The following is a 16,905-nucleotide window of genomic DNA, read 5'->3' as shown; positions in this document are numbered from 1 at the left end:
GGTCATGTATGTTTCATTGAGGAGAATAGAGGGTACATTATAATGGAATTAAATTCGGCAGATCTCGTTTGGACACATTTCGCAGTGGCAAATTTCCTGCAGCATGCCAAGATCCTTGATGACAATCATACCGTTCTCGTACTCAACCGCGTCTTTTTTACGCAAGTCACTCAGCATCCGGTTTACACTCTCACGAGTGGCACCGATCATGTTGGACAGATCTGTATGCGTAATTTTTTTGTTGATGAGGATGTTCTCACCATCGCTGCTCTTCTCACCATAAGTATTACCAAGTCGAATGAGAGTGGAGCAAAGTGCGCCTGGTTTGCCATACATCATCAGATCACGGAATTTCGTTTGAGTTAGACGGTGATGAATGCCCATCCATTTCATAAAGTCGATGGCAAAATCACAATGTTGGCAAATGAGAATTTCTAAATCCTTTTGCTCGATAACGCCAACTTCACTTTCTTCAATCACTTCTGCAGTAAAGCTGTGCTTGGTGCTGAAGAATGGGTCCGCTTGACCTACCATATCGCCGGCTTGGTACATATAAAGAATAAGTTCTTTACCTTCATCCGTTGATTTAGTTAATTTCACACGTCCACGTTTGATATAAAACAATTTATCCGAGTAGTCGCCTTCCCAGAAAAGATGTGAACCCTCTGGAACAACGCGTTCTTTCATAGTAACAAGAAGTCTGTTGAAATTCTGTTCGGAGAAACAGTTTGTATTTCCGTGGGCTTCGATGACATTGTAATGTTCTTTTAGCATAATCGACATCCCCTTTATTCCCTCAGTTTTTCAGTAAATTTTAAATTAATTATACCTCTAAAATCTTCGATTTGGTTAAGAAAAACCATTTAAAAGTGTCGAATTTTCAACATTGTGATTATTTTCACTTCAAAAGTGCAAGATGTAATATGATTTTTAACTAAAAAGGAGTAAGAAGTATATGTTCTTTATATATCCGCAGTGGCAATCCATTATTCTCAAATAATGGGTCTGTTGCTGTTTTTTTTTGTTCTTATTAGATTCTTCATATTATACTGCAAAAATTCATGATATAGAAATCCGTTCGATTTCAACTCCGTATAAACGCACACATCTTCATTAAGGTCAGACATTGGCGCAACGGGTATGGAACGATATCCTGAGAATAGAGCAAAAACCAGGAGAAGGGGAAATCATACATGGCTAAAGTGGCGGACAAATATCTTAAGGTAGATCCTTGGGCAATTATTGAAGAGGGCTTTGATCCAGAACGAAATCGGACCTCGGAATCTATTTTTTCACTGGGAAATGAGTATATGGGTGTGCGGGGGTATGCTGAGGAAGGTTACTCTGGGGATTCCCTGCAAGGCAGTTATTTCAACGGGCTAAATGAACAATTGGACATTGGCAATCATTATAAGGGGATTATTCGCTCGCTGAGATATATGGTAAATGCGGTGGACTGGCTGTATACGCGGATCACTGTGAATGGTGAACAGCTTGATCTGGCAAAAAGTAAAATATCGGATTATGTGCGCAAACTGGATCTTCGTAGTGGGACTTATCGGCGGGAGCTAATCTGGCACCTAGATGATGGAAAAATCTTAAAAGTTGTCTTTACACGCTTGGTAAGTATGACGATGTCTCATCTGGGACTACAGCGGGTGGAATTTGAGCCCCTTAATTTCTCGGGCAGCGTGGACATTTGTGCAGGTCTTGATTTCAGCATTATTCATGAGGAACGCGGCGAATGTATGTGGAGTAGTCTCCGCAGTGGAGAACAAGGATCTACCACAGCTATTATGGCGAGAACAGTGAATACAGCTAACAAGCTATTCTCTAGCTTTTCTTTACAATCTTCACAGTCGCTTCAGCTTACGCGAGTTGAACATGAGAAATTTATTGGACAAAGCTTTACTATGGATCTTGCTCAGGGAAAAGCGACCCATTTTACAAAGCTGGTTATCAACTATTCGGATAGTGAATCTGCCCATACAGCTGAAGAGCTGTGGAGCAAAGGGCTAGCTCTTGCTGAAAGTGCAAGCCAACTGAGCGATACTCAAATATTCGCGGATCAGACGGCATATTGGAATGGTATCTGGGAGACAAGTGATATTCGGATTGAGGGCGATCCTGAGAATCAGCAGGGCATTCGTTTTTGCATTTTCCAGCTTTATCAGACTTATCATGGTGATCATCCAGGGTTCAACATCGGCGCTAAAGGATTGACTGGAGAAGTGTATCGTGGTTTGGCGTTCTGGGATACAGAGTCGTATTGCTTACCATTCTATATGTTTAATAATCCTAAGGCTGCACGGAGTTTACTGGACTTTAGATATAAGACATTACCTCAGGCTATGCAACGTGCTAAAGATGTTGATTGCGATGGCGCTTGCTACCCTATTGCAACAATAGACGGAACTGAAAGCTGTGATCTCTGGCAGCATTCGAATCTTCAGCTTCATGTAGGGACTGCTATTTCCTATGGTATCTGGCATTATGTCAAAAATACTGGGGATAAAGAATTCTTGCACAGTAAAGGCGCTGAAATGCTGATCCAGATCAGTAGATTCTATGCTACACGCGGTCAATGGGGTCAACAGAGTGGGAAATATGGATATTTTGGCGTAATGGGTCCTGATGAGTTCCAATTGATGGTGAATAATAACTGCTATATTAATTTGATGGCCCAAAAATCATTTGAATACACCTTAGACACCCTGAGTGAAATGAAAGAACAGGCACCAGAGGCTTTTGCAATGGTTGCGGAAAAGACGGGACTCCGTGACGAAGAGCTTAGCGATTGGAAAAATAAAGCAGACAATATGAAGATTCCGGTTGACGAAGTGACAGGAGTATTTGAGGAGCATGATGGATTCTTCGATATGCCACATATTGATATTCATTCCATTCCTGTAACAGAGTTTCCGCTCTACTCGAACTGGTCGTATGATCGATTGTACCGTTATGACATGATTAAGCAACCGGATGTTCTCATGTTTATGTTCTTATATAATGGACAATTCTCTAAAGAAGCGAAGCTTGCTAACTATGAATATTACGAGTCTAGATGTATTCATGAGTCTTCACTTTCACCTTCGATCCATTCCATACTGGCAAGCGAAATCGGTAAGCCAGAAGAAGCCTATTCGTTCTTTGAATTTGCGACAAGACTGGATTTAGACAATTACAACCGTAACACACGCGAAGGATTGCACACGACTTCGATTGCAGCCGCTTGGATGAATATTGTGTATGGCTTTGGAGGTATGCGTTCAGATGGGGATCGTTTGTCCTTCCAGCCTTCATTGCCGGAGCGCTGGAACGAGTATAGCTTCCAAGTGATGTATGAAGGGGTATTACTACGTATTTTGGTCAACAAGACTTCAGTAACGCTCACCGCAATTAATGGGGGTAGCACTGATATTACAGTGTATGGGCAGTCAATTACGGTGGACGCATCCGGGACGACGCTTCCGCTAGGTGAAGGGATGTTGGCTCGATGAGCTGGGCGGTTAGGGATAGCTGTTTTGACAAGCAACTTGTGACGACGAACGGGAACAAATATATGTTAGGCAATGGCTATATGGGATATCGCGGGACACTTGAGGAATTCGGTAAAACTGAGTTAGTTGCCGTAACTTTAGCTGGTCTATATGACAAAGCGGGAGATAAGTGGAGAGAACCTGTCAATGCTCCTAATGGATTATGGACCAAGATTGTCTGCAACGGTCAACCTTTAAGTGTGCTAGAGCAAGAACCGAGCTCTCATGTTCAGGAGCTGAATATTCGTAGTGCCATTCATCATCGGAGCACTGGCTATAGTCTATCTGATGGTGGGATGTTGACATTTACAGCAGATCGTTTCGTAAGCCAGGACAATCTTCACCTGCTCGTTAGTAAATACTCTATCCATAGTACACAGGACTGCCAAATTGTGATTGAGACCGGGATTGACGTAGATGTATGGGATATCAATGGTCCCCACCTCTATGGTCAAAAAGTAAAGTCACAGGGTGAGGTACTAATCTCTTCCTCCACTAGTGGAGAATTGAACATTCCGGTAGTTGTGGCGGAGAGAGCCGTATTTAATTTCGGAGATCAGCAACTGGATGAGGGCGCTAGTATTCGCCGGATTTCTTTTGAAGCGCGTGCGGGTGAGACCTATGAATGGTTTAAGTACGTTGCGGTATATACTGGACTTGATGTTAGTGTACCGGAGTCAGAAGCAGTAAAGTCTGTCCTAGCTGCTGAATCGCTCGGTTATGACGAGTTATTAAAGGCTCATCGCCAGCAATGGGAAGAAAGATGGTCGCTTAGCGATGTCATTATCGAAGGCGATGAGGATGCCCAGTTTGCTCTAAGATACAGTATTTATCAGCTGTTAATTATTGCACCTACAGTTTCGGAAAAGGTTTCTATCCCGGCTCGAGGTTTATCGGGTCAGGTCTATAAAGGGGCCGTATTCTGGGATACGGAGATGTTTATGCTGCCTTTCTTCCTGCATACTGATCCAACGGTTGCTCGCAACCTGATGATGTACCGGATTCATACCTTGGACGGAGCTCGCCGGAAGGCCGCGGAATATGGTTTTTTGGGAGCATTCTATGCTTGGGAAAGTCAGGATACAGGAGACGATGCTTGTACACTGTTTAATGTGAATGATGTATTTACCGGTCGACCAATGCGGACTTATTTCCGTGATAAGCAGGTTCATATCAGTGGGGATGTTGTACATGGGATCTGGAAATACGTTCAATTTACAGGTGACGAGAGTCTGCTGACTAGCGGAGGGGCGGAAGTGATCTGGGAATGTGCCCGGTTCTTCTACTCTTATGCTTACTATAATTCAGTAAAAGAACGCTTCGAGATTCTAGATGTAACAGGTCCAGACGAATATCATGAGCGTGTGAACAATAATGCTTTTACGAATGCTCTGGTTAAGGAGACACTGGAGATTGCCTTGCGCACAGCAGAATTGCTGCAAGATAAGTATCCGGAAGTGTACAATCAACTCTCTACAGAGTTTAGCGAAGGTCCGTTTCTGACAGAGTTCAAAGCTATGCTGGATAGCTTCTATGTTCCGCAGCCAGACCCTGCCAGTCTTGTCATCGAACAATTCGACCGTTACTTCACCTTAGAAGATGTTAGGCTGCCAGATTTGAAATCCCGTGTACTTAACAAAAATGAGTATTTGGGTGGCGGTAATGGATTAGCCACAACCACAACAATACTGAAGCAAGCGGATGTCGTACTGATGTTAAATCTATTCAAACATTCCTTCACCAAGGAAGTGAAACAAGCGAACTGGGAATTCTACGAACCGCGCACCGAGCATGGGTCAAGTCTTAGTCCTTGTATCTACGCTTTGGTAGCGGCCGATATTGGTTCGCCGGATTGGGGATATCCATATTTTATGCGCACGGCTACTGTTGATCTCACGGGAGAATCTAAGCAGTACGTAGGCGATCTTTATATCGGTGGTACCCACCCAGCCGCTAACGGTGGTGCTTGGATGGCTGCGGTGCTTGGTTTTGCAGGGTTGGATTATGATGGGGGAACTGTCCATATCAAACCTTCACTGCCTAAACATTGGCAGTCTGTTGAGCTTCCGGTTACGCTTCGGGGGAATACCTTTAAGCTGCGGATCAGCAAGGATGAAGTTACAGTTATCACAGCAGCCGACTACAGCGGGACTCTGGTGTTCTCGGTACAAGGGCGAGAAGGAAAGCCCTGTGGTGCAGGTGAGAGCTTGCGGCTAACCTTGGTCGAAACAACAGTATAGACATTAACTAACAACGGAGAGGAAGTAAATCCATGTTGCAAAATATGAAGGGTGCCATTTTCGATCTGGACGGCGTTATCGTAGATACGGCCAAATATCATTATTTGGCTTGGGCGAGTCTTGCTGACGAGCTAGGCTTTACATTTACAGAGGAGGATAACGAACGCCTTAAGGGCGTGAGCCGGATGAGATCGCTCGATATTCTTCTGGAAGTTGGTGGCCTACAATTTGAAGAAGCGGAGAAGCTTGCGATGGCGGAGAAGAAGAATCGCATATATGTAGAGTACATCTCGAAGCTTGAGGAGTCGGAACTGCTTCCTGGGGTCAAAGAATACTTAACTGGACTGAGAACGCGCGGGATTGGAATTGCGTTAGGTTCAGCTAGTAAGAATGCAGAGTTTATTTTGAATAAGCTGAACATTACGGATCTGTTCGATGCCGTAGTTGACGGTAACAAAGTGTCACTTGCCAAGCCGGACCCGGAGGTATTCTTGATCGCTGGTCAGGAGCTAGGCTTACAGCCGGACGAATGTGTCGTGTTTGAGGATGCGGAAGCGGGCGTTCAAGCAGGTAAGGCTGCAGGTATGAAGGTAGTAGGCATAGGTAAGCCGGAAGTGCTGAAGGAAGCCGATATGGTTGTAAAAGGATTGTATGAGTTGTTGAGTTAAATAAAAAGGTGACCGACTCCAAAGTAGCTGATGCTACTGTGGGGTCGGTCTTTTTTTGCTTTAAATTCCTGTGCTCACGCTGTGTATTCAGCTATCAAGTACAACTGCGCACACCAAGTAGTAATGTCGCTCATTGGGTAATCCAATCGCTCATCCAAAGGCTCAACAAATGTGAAGCCCACAACAGTGTAAAACAGAGGCGAATAATACCTCTCATAGCCCCACGCAGTGGCCTTCACTCTCCCTCCCTTTTTTCTGTTTTCGGTTTTTAGGAATTCCGGTGATGGAGTTGCGGAGTGGAGGTTTGGAGCTGGAGAAACGAAGTGGTCGCCTTTATCCTCGGATTTCTACCGCCAAGCGGTATAAAATCAGGAAATCTGAGGATAACAGCGATCGTAAGCCCAAACGCTCCACGCAGTGACGTCTATATCACATGCTCTTATAATCCGTACAACAGAAAAAAACTACATACAAATGAACATAAAAAACTTTAAAATGAACATATGTAAGCGTTTATCCCTTTGATATAGTTATTTAACCCGGAGGTGTGACTATAGTGTTGTCTAGGCTGATTAGATTGATTCGAAAGCTGAGCGTCAAGCAGCAGCTCATCCTACTATTCCTGATTATGATTTCTCCTATTTTCTTTTTGAACATATATGGGAATTTGAAGGCAGAGCAAATACTGAAGCGCCATGTTACGAATGCATATGTGGAATTGAACAAGCAGAACTTTACGATCATTAATCGGGATATCGATACAGTAAATAAAATCACTACCACCGTGATTCAAAATCCTCTGATTCAGCAAATGAATATGACTGGCTCGGATACCATACTGGAGCGGGTCAAACGATATGAGACAATAGAGAAGCTGTTGGTCAGTTACTCTCAGGGGGCTGAACGTGGTGATGGCATCTATTACTCCCTTTATATATACGATCCGAATGATTATTACTTTTTTGCTCCCAATTTTCCACAGGTTAAGAAGGCGGGAGTTTATTTCTTTTCTAAAGCCGAAGAGCCTTACTGGTTTGAGGAGGTTGTTCAGAAGAAAGGACGCGGCTCACTGAAGTTCACGGAGAGGCTAAGCGCTCAAGCGGAGAATTTAAAGACACTTACTTACATGAGAGCTGTAAACAACATTTCCAGAAAAGCGGAGACTATAGGGGTTTTGGTCATCACCAAAATGGACTCTAAAATTGGAGAATCTCTCAAATCGATATCTTTGCCTGACGGCGAAATTTACTTAACAGACTTAAACAACCGTGTTCTCGCCTCTACTACGAATAATACTGGAGAAGTAATTGCGTTGCCGGAGACGGTTGTTGCCGAGGATCTGGAAGGTACTGTGGATGTGATTACCTCCGATTTTATCTATGTGGTTAACAATAACCATGCGCTTGGACAAAAACTGGTCTACAAAGTTCCGGTAAAGGCGCTACTGCAGCAACAGAACGAAATGAAAAGTGTTATTCAATATATCACCGTGGCTTATGCAGTATTTGGACTAATTATGATTACGTACTTCTGGCGTTCATTAATGACACCTTTGCAAAAGCTGGCTTTTTTCGTGCGAAAATACGAGCCGGGTAATCGAGTTCCAGAGACACCACGGAGGGGGAGTAACGATGAGGTCAGTGTGCTGATTGCTTCTACCTATGATATGGCCCGAAGGCTGAACGGATTAATCACATACAAATATCAGATGGAGCTTAAACAGAAGGAATCCCAGCTTCAACTTCTATACCAACAAATCAACCCTCATTTGCTTTACAACACCCTAGAGAGCATTTATTGGAAAAGCTCTTTAGAAGGAAATGTCGAATCCGCCGAGATGATCAAGGAATTGTCCAAACTAATGAAGATCAGTCTTAGTCGGGGAAGGGAGCTGATCAGCCTTGAAGAAGAGCTGGAGCATGCAACGGCCTATATCAAGCTACAGCAGCACCGTTATGATTATGTATTTCAAGTTGTGATGAATATTCACCCGGATACGAAAAGCAACCTAATTCCAAAAATCACGCTGCAGCCATTAATAGAAAATGCTATTATTCATGGGGTTAAAAATATGGGTGAGGATGGTGAGATCACCATCACAGCAGTATGTGAGGATGAAACCGTTAGGATCTCTATTGAAGATAACGGCTATAAGTCTGTTGACTATGAAGCCATAGAAGCTGTATTGAATGATGAAAGCCCCAATCCCACTAGCGGTTATGGTATCCGCAATATTAACCAGCGTATTCATTTACATTTTGGCTCTGATTATGGCATCTGCTATACCCCTCGTACAGAAGGCGGAACGCTAGTAACAGTTAAGCTTCCGAAATCGGAGAATCAGGACTAAGGAAGGGGAGCATGCAGATATGTTCAATATATTGGTTGTGGATGACGAACCATTGATTTGTAAAGGATTGAGCAATTTATTAGCTTCATCCGGGCTGGATATTTCTAATATCTATACAGCTAATAGCGGATTTGAAGCACTAGACTGTATACGTATGGAGGAAATTGATCTGCTCGTTACGGACATACAGATGGGTGCGATGAGTGGAATTGATCTGATGCAGCATGCCAAACTAGCCAAACCATGGGTACAGACCATCGTGATTTCTGCTCATGAGACGTTTCAATATGCTCAAATGGCTGTTAGGCTCGGGGCAAAGGATTATTTAATCAAGCCTTTGAATAGTGAGCAGTTTTTGGATTCGGTCCGAAATGTGCTCCTTAAGATGGGGAAGCCCTCACCAGAACTAGATGTCTTCATGTCTGGAATTAACGAAAGCTTTCGACTGGAAGAGCCGCTGCCGGAATATAGCAAGCTCTTGAACGAATTGCTCATTGACCCTGGGGTTGTACTAGCTGAAGGAGATAACCTGCTGAAGCTGGATAACCTGAAGCTACAAGGGCCGTATTTTTCCGTCTTAAAACTTAAGGTACCACTGACTGGAGTAAACCAGGAGAAGCAGTATACTATTCGGGACAGACGGCTTCTTTGTTATGCTGCGCTGAACATTGCCAAAGAATTAATGGATCAGGAATGGAACTCGATAGCCTTTTATGCGCCGGATGGAGAAATTACGATCATTATTCAATGGGATGAAAAAAGCTATGAGGATTCTTCTGCCGGCCAAATCAACAGGCTAGATATACTTGGTCGCAGTCTTCATTTTAATATCCATAAGTATTTACATCTGAATGTGGTCATTGGCATTAGCCAGATTTTAAAGGGGCTTTCGTTTATGGCCGTGTTGAACCGTCAGGCCTCTAATGCAATTCTCTGGAATAATGAGCATAGTGACCATTACGTGTTTTATTATGGGGATTTCAACTGGAACAGTTACACGAGTGATCCTTCTGTAGAAGAACTTCATACGCATAGCAATCTGATCGTACAAAAAGCAAAAGAATATATTGACGAGAACTATGCTCAAAAAGGACTTACTATTCACGATGTGGCTAAAAAGAATCATGTTAGCCCCAATTATTTGAGCTACCTATTTAAGAAAAATACAGGTTATAACCTGTGGGAATATGTAATCAAGCTCCGGATGGAAGAAAGTCGGGAGATGATTTTGAATACCGATCTTCGCAGATACGAAATTGCGGAACGTGTGGGTTATGAATCGCCCGAGCATTTTAGTAAAATTTTCAAAAAATATTATGGGATTAGCCCCAGCGAATTGAAGAAGTAAAAACACTCATGACTTCGGTAGATATAGACATGTTCAGTACAACCCTCATTTCCTACAATTTAAGGTAGGAAGCATTTTGCGAAAAATGCTGATAGAACAATGGAATGAGGGAGCCTGATGAATCAAACCGCAGTAGTAACCGAAAACCCGGCGACGCTGAAGGGGACACCGTACAAGCAAAACCGCTGGAAGAAAAACTTTTGGGGATATATGTTCCTCGTACCTGCCGTAATTATTTTTATTATGTTCTTGTGGGTTCCAATTTTTAAAGGCTTACTGTACAGCTTCTACCATGTTGATTTTGTGAAAGGTAATAGCTTTGTAGGCTTTGAGAACTACAGTAGAGCACTTAGTGATCCAGATGTTTTGACCGCATTAAAGAACACTGGGTATTACATGTTTCTATGTCTTATTATTGGTTTTTGGGTTCCGATTGCTTTTGCCATCATGATCTCGGAGCTGAGAAAGTTTGGGGGCTTTGTACGTGTAGCGGCTTACCTTCCTTTCGTAATGCCTGGTGTGGTTCTCTATGGACTGTGGAGATGGCTTTATGATCCGGTGGGCCCGATTAATGCGTTACTAGGCACAATGGGTGTGGATCAGGTTGCCTTCTTAACAGATACAAGATGGTCGATGATTTCCCTTGTGTTTATGGAAACATGGCAGCAGTTCGGATCAGGGATGCTAATATACTTAGCTGCTGTACTCAGCATTCCAAGAGATTGGTATGAAGCCGCTGAGATTGATGGAGCAGGTATATGGGCACGTATAAAGTACATCACATTGCCTTCACTGCGTAATTTGATCTTTTTGATGCTGATCCTGCAAATTATTGGTACTTCACAAGGGTATCAGTCACAGATGGCGCTGCTTGATGGCGGGCCAAATAATACTACGCTTACCTATGCGCTGTTGATCGTGAAATATGCATTTACAAGACTCGATTATGGAACAGCTACTGCGCTTGGCATGTTAATGTTCATTGTCCTAGGTGGTTTGGGCATTTTACAGTTCAAGCTTAACAAGGAGGACTACTAAGATGAAGAGCGCAGATAGAGGAATTCTTTCAGAACACGATTTGAAAAAAAAAAGTAATAAGATCGTTTATGGTTTGATGTGCGTCGTTATTTTGGTTATGGTTTTTAGCATGCTGTACCCGATTTGTATGACGTTATTCAACGGGTTGAAGTCGAATCAAGAAGTGAATTCATTCCCGCCGCATTTTTTCCCTCAGGAATGGCACTTCAGTAATCTTAAAGATGCGATGAATTACATTGATCTACCCATGTTCCTTAGAAACACCATTTATATCTTTTTAGGGAATATGGTCGTGACGCTTGTCGTATTGGGAATGTCGGCTTTTAGTATTTCTCGTATGAATGTTCCTTACAAAAGAGCTATTTACTTCTTCTTCCTGATGACATTGTTTATTCCGGCGACCAGTTACATGATCCCGAACTTTGTCAATTTGAAAGAGCTCGGATTGCTGAATCAGTATGCGGCCTTCTGGTTGCCAGCGGGAGCGAACACGTTCTACTTTCTATTGTTAAAGAACTTTTTTGACGGGATTCATCCAGAAATCTTTGAAGCAGCACGAATTGATGGGGCCTCTGAGCCGAGAAGCTTTTTCTCCATTGCCGTGCCACTATCCATTCCGATTTTTGCTACATTAGCGATCTTTATCTTTTCTACTGCATGGAATGACTGGTTCTGGCCATCTCTGGTTATGCACAGTGAAGAGAAATATACGCTTGCGACAGCCATTTATAAATACGTTATTAATGTGAAGGCACTCAATACTAATATTAAATTTGCAATCCTGTTTATAGTATCCTTGCCTCCAATCATTGTCTTCTTGATTTTCCAGAAATTCATTATGCGTGGGGTTGCTTTGTCGGCAGTGAAGGGATAAGCAATTATCGACGAATTTAACCATGGATCGTAAACATGCACATGAAAGGAATATAAATGCACCTCGTTTGTAAACGGTTTCTAATTTATGATCGATATGTAAGATAATTATGAATTGAAAAGGGGAGTTTCAATGCGTAAGTACTCTAGCGTTCTACTAAGCGTACTTGTAGCCGGATCGTTGCTATCTGCTTGCAGCGGCAACAATAACGGAAACACAGCGGGGAACAAAGGCGGGGAAGCATCTGCTGCGCCAACAAATGCGGTAACGGATAATACAGCAACCGCTACAGATGCACCAGTGGATGACATTACTCAAAGAAAAGTGACGATCAAGATTCACTATCCAACACCTGACTTAACTGAAATAAGAGCACAGGAAGACGACAAAATCAAACGTTTCCAAGAGGTATATCCGAACGTAGAAATCGTTAAAGACGACTGGCAGTACAATGTAAGTGAAATCGGAATTAAGATGGCTGCGAATGAAGCACCAACCTTCTTTAATACTTTTGCTACAGAAGCTAAATTCCTGGTTGAAAAGGGCTGGGTTGCTGACATCACAGATTTATGGAACAAATATGAATTTAAAGATCAAATTAACACAGTGCTTCAAAATCAATTTATCATCGACGGCAAAGTTTTCGGAGTAACACAAAAAGGTTATGTAACAACCACTATGATCAACAAAAAAATGCTGGATGAAAAAGGCGTAGCCATTCCGCCTATGGATTGGACTTGGGATGATATGCTGAATACGGCTAAAGGTGTAGCTGATGCCAAAAAAGGAATTTCCGGTATTGCTCCAATGGGTAAGGGGAACGAAGCAGGTTGGAACTGGACCAACTTCCTGTTTGAAGCTGGCGGAGAGATTCAAAAGATTGAAGGCGGTAAGGTTATAGCTACATTTAATTCCGATGCTGGCATTAAAGCACTGGATTTCTACAAGAAACTTAGATGGGAAGCTAACGCGATTCCTCAGGACTGGGCACTTGGTTGGGGGGATGCTGTAGGTGCGTTCCAACAAAGTCGTACAGCAATGGTAATGGCCGGATCTGATGGCGTTATCGAGCAAGCGTTGAACCAAGGTGGACTGAAACCTGAGGATGTGCTTACGTATCCTATGCCAGCTATGGAAAAAGGCGGAAAGCACACAGGGGTACTTGGTGGTGACTATCTAGTAATTAATCCAAATGCTACGCCAGATGAACAAGAAATGGCATTCCGCTACATTACTTTTGATTATTTCTCTGACAAAGGTTTGGAAGCACTGGATGCAATTCTTCAACAACGTACAACCGATGGCAAATATTTTATCCCGCCGCTCTTAGACTACTACTCAGCTGATTCTGAGTTTGGTAAGAAGACCAAAGCGGTTTATGACAAGTACACAAATGTATACCAATATAGCCCTGACATTATGGGACTTTTGGATGGTAAACCTGAAGCTCAATACAACACACAGGACTATTACGCAACCATGTCCAATGTTATTCAAGAGCTGTTCTCCAAAAAAGGAACGGATTCCAAGAGCCAGTTAGAAGCAGCAGCTAAAACAGTGCAAGAGAAATTCTTTGATACGATTAAAGCGGAATAGTTTAATGCAAAAACCGGCCCCTTTGGGGTCGTTTTTTTGTTGTGAAGATTTATAAATTTATAAATCTTCAGAATTAGTGATAATCAATTGGAAATTATGGCGGTGTAGAAAAATCGTAATTGACTGTGATGAAGAGAATACATTTTTGTGTACTGATTTTAGATATATGGAATAAAAAGGAGCTAAAATTTTGCTTATTAAAGTATAATTCTAAGATTTAAAGGGTTTTATAACACATAATATGGTAAAAAGACTATAATATGATCGAATGAAAGCGCTTTGAAAACAAATCAAAAAAACTTTATACTTTGTGAAAGATTTCACTATACAAGGTGGAAATCATGTGATAAGATAAATGTGTAGAGAAAAACAACTAAAAATTGACAGGAGGACGAGGGAGATGGCAGTTAAGAACGAAGTCGCCGCCCAAGTTAAACAAGTTACCGCTGAAGAGTATATTCAGAATTTAGTGGATAAAGCAAAAAAAGCGCATGAGGCGTTCATGGCGCTAGACCAAGAGCAAGTTGACACAATCGTTCATGCAATGGCGTTGGCTGGACTCGACAAACATATGTACCTCGCAAAATTGGCCGTAGAAGAAACTGGACGCGGCGTATACGAAGACAAAATTACGAAGAACATCTTCTCAACTGAATATATCTGGCACGGAATTAAATACGATAAAACAGTAGGCGTTATTGAAGACAACGCTTATGATAGCTTCCAAAAAATTGCTGAACCCGTCGGAATTGTTATGGGTATCACACCGGTAACCAACCCTACATCCACCACGATGTTTAAAGCGTTGATTTCGATTAAGACACGGAACCCTATTATATTCGGTTTCCACCCATCTGCGCAAGAGTGTAGTGCAGCTGCTGCAAAAATTCTTCATGATGCTGCCGTGAAAGCTGGCGCTCCTGAGAACTGTATCCAATGGATTGAAATGCCAACAATGGACAAGACAAACGCATTGATGAACAACCCAGACGTTGCTCTTATCTTGGCAACTGGTGGTTCTGCAATGGTAAAAGCAGCTTACAGCTGTGGTAAACCAGCACTTGGCGTAGGCCCTGGTAACGTACCTGCTTTCATTGAAAAGAGCGCGGATATTGATCAAGCCGTAACGGACATCATTCTTTCTAAAACATTTGATAATGGTATGATCTGTGCTTCCGAGCAAGCTGTTATTATCGAAGAACCAATCTTCGATCAAGTGAAGAAGAAAATGATTGCTAATGGATGCTACTTTGTGAATAAAGAAGAAGCTGCCAAACTGACTAGTGGAGCAATGAATGTAGATAAATGTGCGGTTAACCCAGCAATCGTAGGTCAATCCGCAGTGAAAATTGCTGAAATGTGTGGCATTCAAGTCCCTGCCGGCACAAAGATTCTGGTAGCAGAACTTGAAGGTGTAGGCACTAAATATCCACTTTCCGCTGAAAAATTAAGCCCGGTTCTTGCTTGCTACAAAGTTAAAAATGCAGATCAAGGTATCGAACGCGCAGCTCAAATTGTTGAATTTGGTGGTATGGGACATAGCTCGGCTATCCACTCCAACAACGAAGAAGTAATCATGAAGTTCTCTAACCGTCTGCAAACAGGACGTATTCTCGTTAACTCGCCTTCCACACATGGTGCGATCGGCGATATCTATAACACTAATATCCCTTCGTTGACTCTGGGTTGTGGATCTTATGGTCGTAACTCCGTGTCGCAAAACGTTACAGCAATCAATTTGATCAACGTGAAAAGGGTGAATCGTCGTACCGTGAATATGCAATGGTTTAAAGTACCTGACAAGATCTATTTCGAAAAAGGCGCTACTCAGTACCTGACCAAAATGCCTGATATCACACGTGTCGCAATTATCACTGACCCAATGATGGTTAAGCTTGGATATGTTGAAAGAGTTGAACATTACCTGCGTCAACGTCAAACTCCTGTAGCTATCGAAGTGTTCTCTGAAGTTGAACCAGATCCATCGACAACTACAGTTGAAAAAGGTACTGCAATGATGAACAGATTCCAACCGGACTGCATTATCGCACTTGGCGGCGGTTCCCCAATGGATGCTGCAAAAGGAATGTGGTTATTCTATGAACATCCAGACGCAGACTTTAATGGTCTGAAACAAAAATTCATGGATATCCGTAAACGGGTATACAAATTCCCTAAACTTGGTAACAAAGCTAAGTTTGTAGCGATTCCAACTACTTCGGGTACAGGTTCGGAAGTAACATCTTTCGCAGTTATTACCGATAAAACAACTGAACAGCACACCAAATATCCTTTGGCTGACTACGAGTTAACTCCAGATGTGGCTATCATTGATCCAGAGTTCGTATACAGCTTGCCAAAAACTGCAGTTGCTGATACAGGTATGGACGTATTGACACATGCTATCGAAGCTTATGTATCTGTTATGGCGAGTGACTATACTGATGGTCTAGCTATTAAAGCGATTCAACTGGTATTCCAATACCTTGAAAAATCAGCGCTGGAAGGCGACAGAGTAGCACGTGAGAAAATGCATAACGCATCAACACTTGCTGGTATGGCCTTTGCCAATGCATTCTTGGGTATTAACCACAGTTTGGCGCATAAATGGGGCGGACAGTACCACACTGCTCATGGTCGTACTAACGCGATCCTTATGCCACACGTTATCCGCTACAATGCTAAAAAACCTACGAAGTTCGCTTCGTTCCCTAAATATTCGCACTTCGTAGCTGATGAGCGTTATGCTGAAATTGCCCGTATTCTGGGATTGCCAGCTCGCACAACTGAAGAAGGTGTAACTAGCCTGATCAATGCTATTCGCGATATGAATAAAAAATTGGGCATCGAAGAATCGTTCCAACAACTGGGCTTTGATCCTAAGGACTTCGAATCCCGCGTAGATTACTTGGCTGACCGTGCGTTTGAAGATCAATGTACAACTGCCAATCCTAAGCTGCCACTGGTATCTGAGCTTGCTGATGTATACCGTAATGCGTTCTACGGAAGATTTGATAATTAATAAGTGGTTAAATAGAGAATAGGATAGTTGTGGACTTAGATAAAGGTGACAAATATCACTCGAAAGGTGATATTTGTCACAGTGTTTTTATAGAAAATAAACTAGAATGTTTATATAAACAACGGTCCCACATATGAAATGTTGATTGTGAAATTTGGAACAACCACATCTTTTTGGGGATCACGAGACACGGGATCAACCTTCAAGCCCGCGATCTCTACAAATATAAT

The 16,905-nt window shown here is 42.6% G+C and carries 11 protein-coding genes; 9 read left to right on the top strand and 2 right to left on the bottom strand.

Features of this window, described 5'->3' with window-relative positions:
- Window positions 1–48: 48 nt before the first annotated feature.
- Window positions 49–774 carry a Crp/Fnr family transcriptional regulator gene (locus tag NST34_RS23420; RefSeq protein WP_042129903.1) on the bottom strand — a complete coding sequence of 242 codons (726 nt, stop codon included), beginning with the start codon at window positions 772–774 and terminating at the stop codon, window positions 49–51.
- Window positions 775–1,193: 419 nt separating this feature from the next.
- Here NST34_RS23420 and NST34_RS23415 point away from each other — a divergent pair, with 419 nt between their 5' ends.
- From NST34_RS23415 to pgmB, 3 genes are read left to right on the top strand one after another with little or no spacing between them, the layout of a single operon-like run.
- Window positions 1,194–3,500 (top strand): glycoside hydrolase family 65 protein, encoded by a 2,307-nt coding sequence (locus NST34_RS23415; protein WP_076284452.1) that lies wholly within the window; start codon window positions 1,194–1,196, stop codon window positions 3,498–3,500.
- Window positions 3,497–5,779, top strand: coding sequence for a glycosyl hydrolase family 65 protein (locus NST34_RS23410; protein ID WP_341128848.1), 2,283 nt, complete (start codon window positions 3,497–3,499; stop codon window positions 5,777–5,779). The genes NST34_RS23415 and NST34_RS23410 overlap by 4 nt, the downstream gene beginning before the upstream one ends.
- Before the next feature lie 32 nt (window positions 5,780–5,811).
- Complete coding sequence (pgmB, locus tag NST34_RS23405) at window positions 5,812–6,447, top strand: beta-phosphoglucomutase (RefSeq protein WP_076284454.1); 636 nt, start codon at window positions 5,812–5,814, stop codon at window positions 6,445–6,447.
- Between the two features lie 74 nt (window positions 6,448–6,521).
- Here pgmB and NST34_RS23400 read toward each other — a convergent pair whose 3' ends face one another.
- Window positions 6,522–6,686: a hypothetical protein gene (locus tag NST34_RS23400; protein WP_179085761.1), complete on the bottom strand. Its 165-nt coding sequence runs from the start codon at window positions 6,684–6,686 to the stop codon at window positions 6,522–6,524.
- A gap of 317 nt (window positions 6,687–7,003) precedes the next feature.
- Between NST34_RS23400 and NST34_RS23395 the strand changes: the two genes are divergently transcribed.
- From NST34_RS23395 to adhE, 6 genes are all read left to right on the top strand, one after another.
- Complete coding sequence (locus NST34_RS23395; protein ID WP_076284455.1) at window positions 7,004–8,797, top strand: cache domain-containing sensor histidine kinase; 1,794 nt, start codon at window positions 7,004–7,006, stop codon at window positions 8,795–8,797.
- A 19-nt stretch (window positions 8,798–8,816) separates the two neighbouring features.
- Window positions 8,817–10,145, top strand: coding sequence for a response regulator (locus tag NST34_RS23390; RefSeq protein WP_042190532.1), 1,329 nt, complete (start codon window positions 8,817–8,819; stop codon window positions 10,143–10,145).
- Window positions 10,146–10,262: 117 nt separating this feature from the next.
- Complete coding sequence (locus NST34_RS23385; RefSeq protein ID WP_042129891.1) at window positions 10,263–11,183, top strand: carbohydrate ABC transporter permease; 921 nt, start codon at window positions 10,263–10,265, stop codon at window positions 11,181–11,183.
- A gap of 1 nt (window position 11,184) precedes the next feature.
- A complete protein-coding gene (locus NST34_RS23380) occupies window positions 11,185–12,057 on the top strand; it encodes a carbohydrate ABC transporter permease (protein WP_341128847.1) in 873 nt (290 codons plus the stop codon).
- A 132-nt stretch (window positions 12,058–12,189) separates the two neighbouring features.
- Window positions 12,190–13,653: an ABC transporter substrate-binding protein gene (locus tag NST34_RS23375; protein ID WP_076284456.1), complete on the top strand. Its 1,464-nt coding sequence runs from the start codon at window positions 12,190–12,192 to the stop codon at window positions 13,651–13,653.
- Between the two features lie 400 nt (window positions 13,654–14,053).
- The gene (gene adhE, locus NST34_RS23370) at window positions 14,054–16,675 is read left to right on the top strand and encodes a bifunctional acetaldehyde-CoA/alcohol dehydrogenase (RefSeq protein ID WP_042129885.1); all 2,622 of its coding nucleotides are present in this window, start codon (window positions 14,054–14,056) and stop codon (window positions 16,673–16,675) included.
- Window positions 16,676–16,905 lie beyond the last annotated feature (230 nt).

This window comes from Paenibacillus sp. FSL H7-0714 (assembly GCF_038003765.1).
Taxonomy (GTDB): domain Bacteria; phylum Bacillota; class Bacilli; order Paenibacillales; family Paenibacillaceae; genus Paenibacillus_AQ.
The sequence above is the reverse complement of the archived record's forward strand: the minus strand, read 5'-3'. Positions and strand labels throughout refer to the sequence as shown.

What these genes read in the sequence shown, in the direction of transcription:
- NST34_RS23420 (WP_042129903.1), bottom strand. Translation starts at nt 774, where the DNA reads ATGCTAAAAGAACATTACAATGTCATCGAAGCCCACGGAAATACAAAC.
- NST34_RS23415 (WP_076284452.1), top strand. Translation starts at nt 1,194, where the DNA reads ATGGCTAAAGTGGCGGACAAATATCTTAAGGTAGATCCTTGGGCAATT.
- NST34_RS23410 (WP_341128848.1), top strand. Translation starts at nt 3,497, where the DNA reads ATGAGCTGGGCGGTTAGGGATAGCTGTTTTGACAAGCAACTTGTGACG.
- pgmB (WP_076284454.1), top strand. Translation starts at nt 5,812, where the DNA reads ATGTTGCAAAATATGAAGGGTGCCATTTTCGATCTGGACGGCGTTATC.
- NST34_RS23390 (WP_042190532.1), top strand. Translation starts at nt 8,817, where the DNA reads ATGTTCAATATATTGGTTGTGGATGACGAACCATTGATTTGTAAAGGA.
- NST34_RS23385 (WP_042129891.1), top strand. Translation starts at nt 10,263, where the DNA reads ATGAATCAAACCGCAGTAGTAACCGAAAACCCGGCGACGCTGAAGGGG.
- NST34_RS23380 (WP_341128847.1), top strand. Translation starts at nt 11,185, where the DNA reads ATGAAGAGCGCAGATAGAGGAATTCTTTCAGAACACGATTTGAAAAAA.
- NST34_RS23375 (WP_076284456.1), top strand. Translation starts at nt 12,190, where the DNA reads ATGCGTAAGTACTCTAGCGTTCTACTAAGCGTACTTGTAGCCGGATCG.
- adhE (WP_042129885.1), top strand. Translation starts at nt 14,054, where the DNA reads ATGGCAGTTAAGAACGAAGTCGCCGCCCAAGTTAAACAAGTTACCGCT.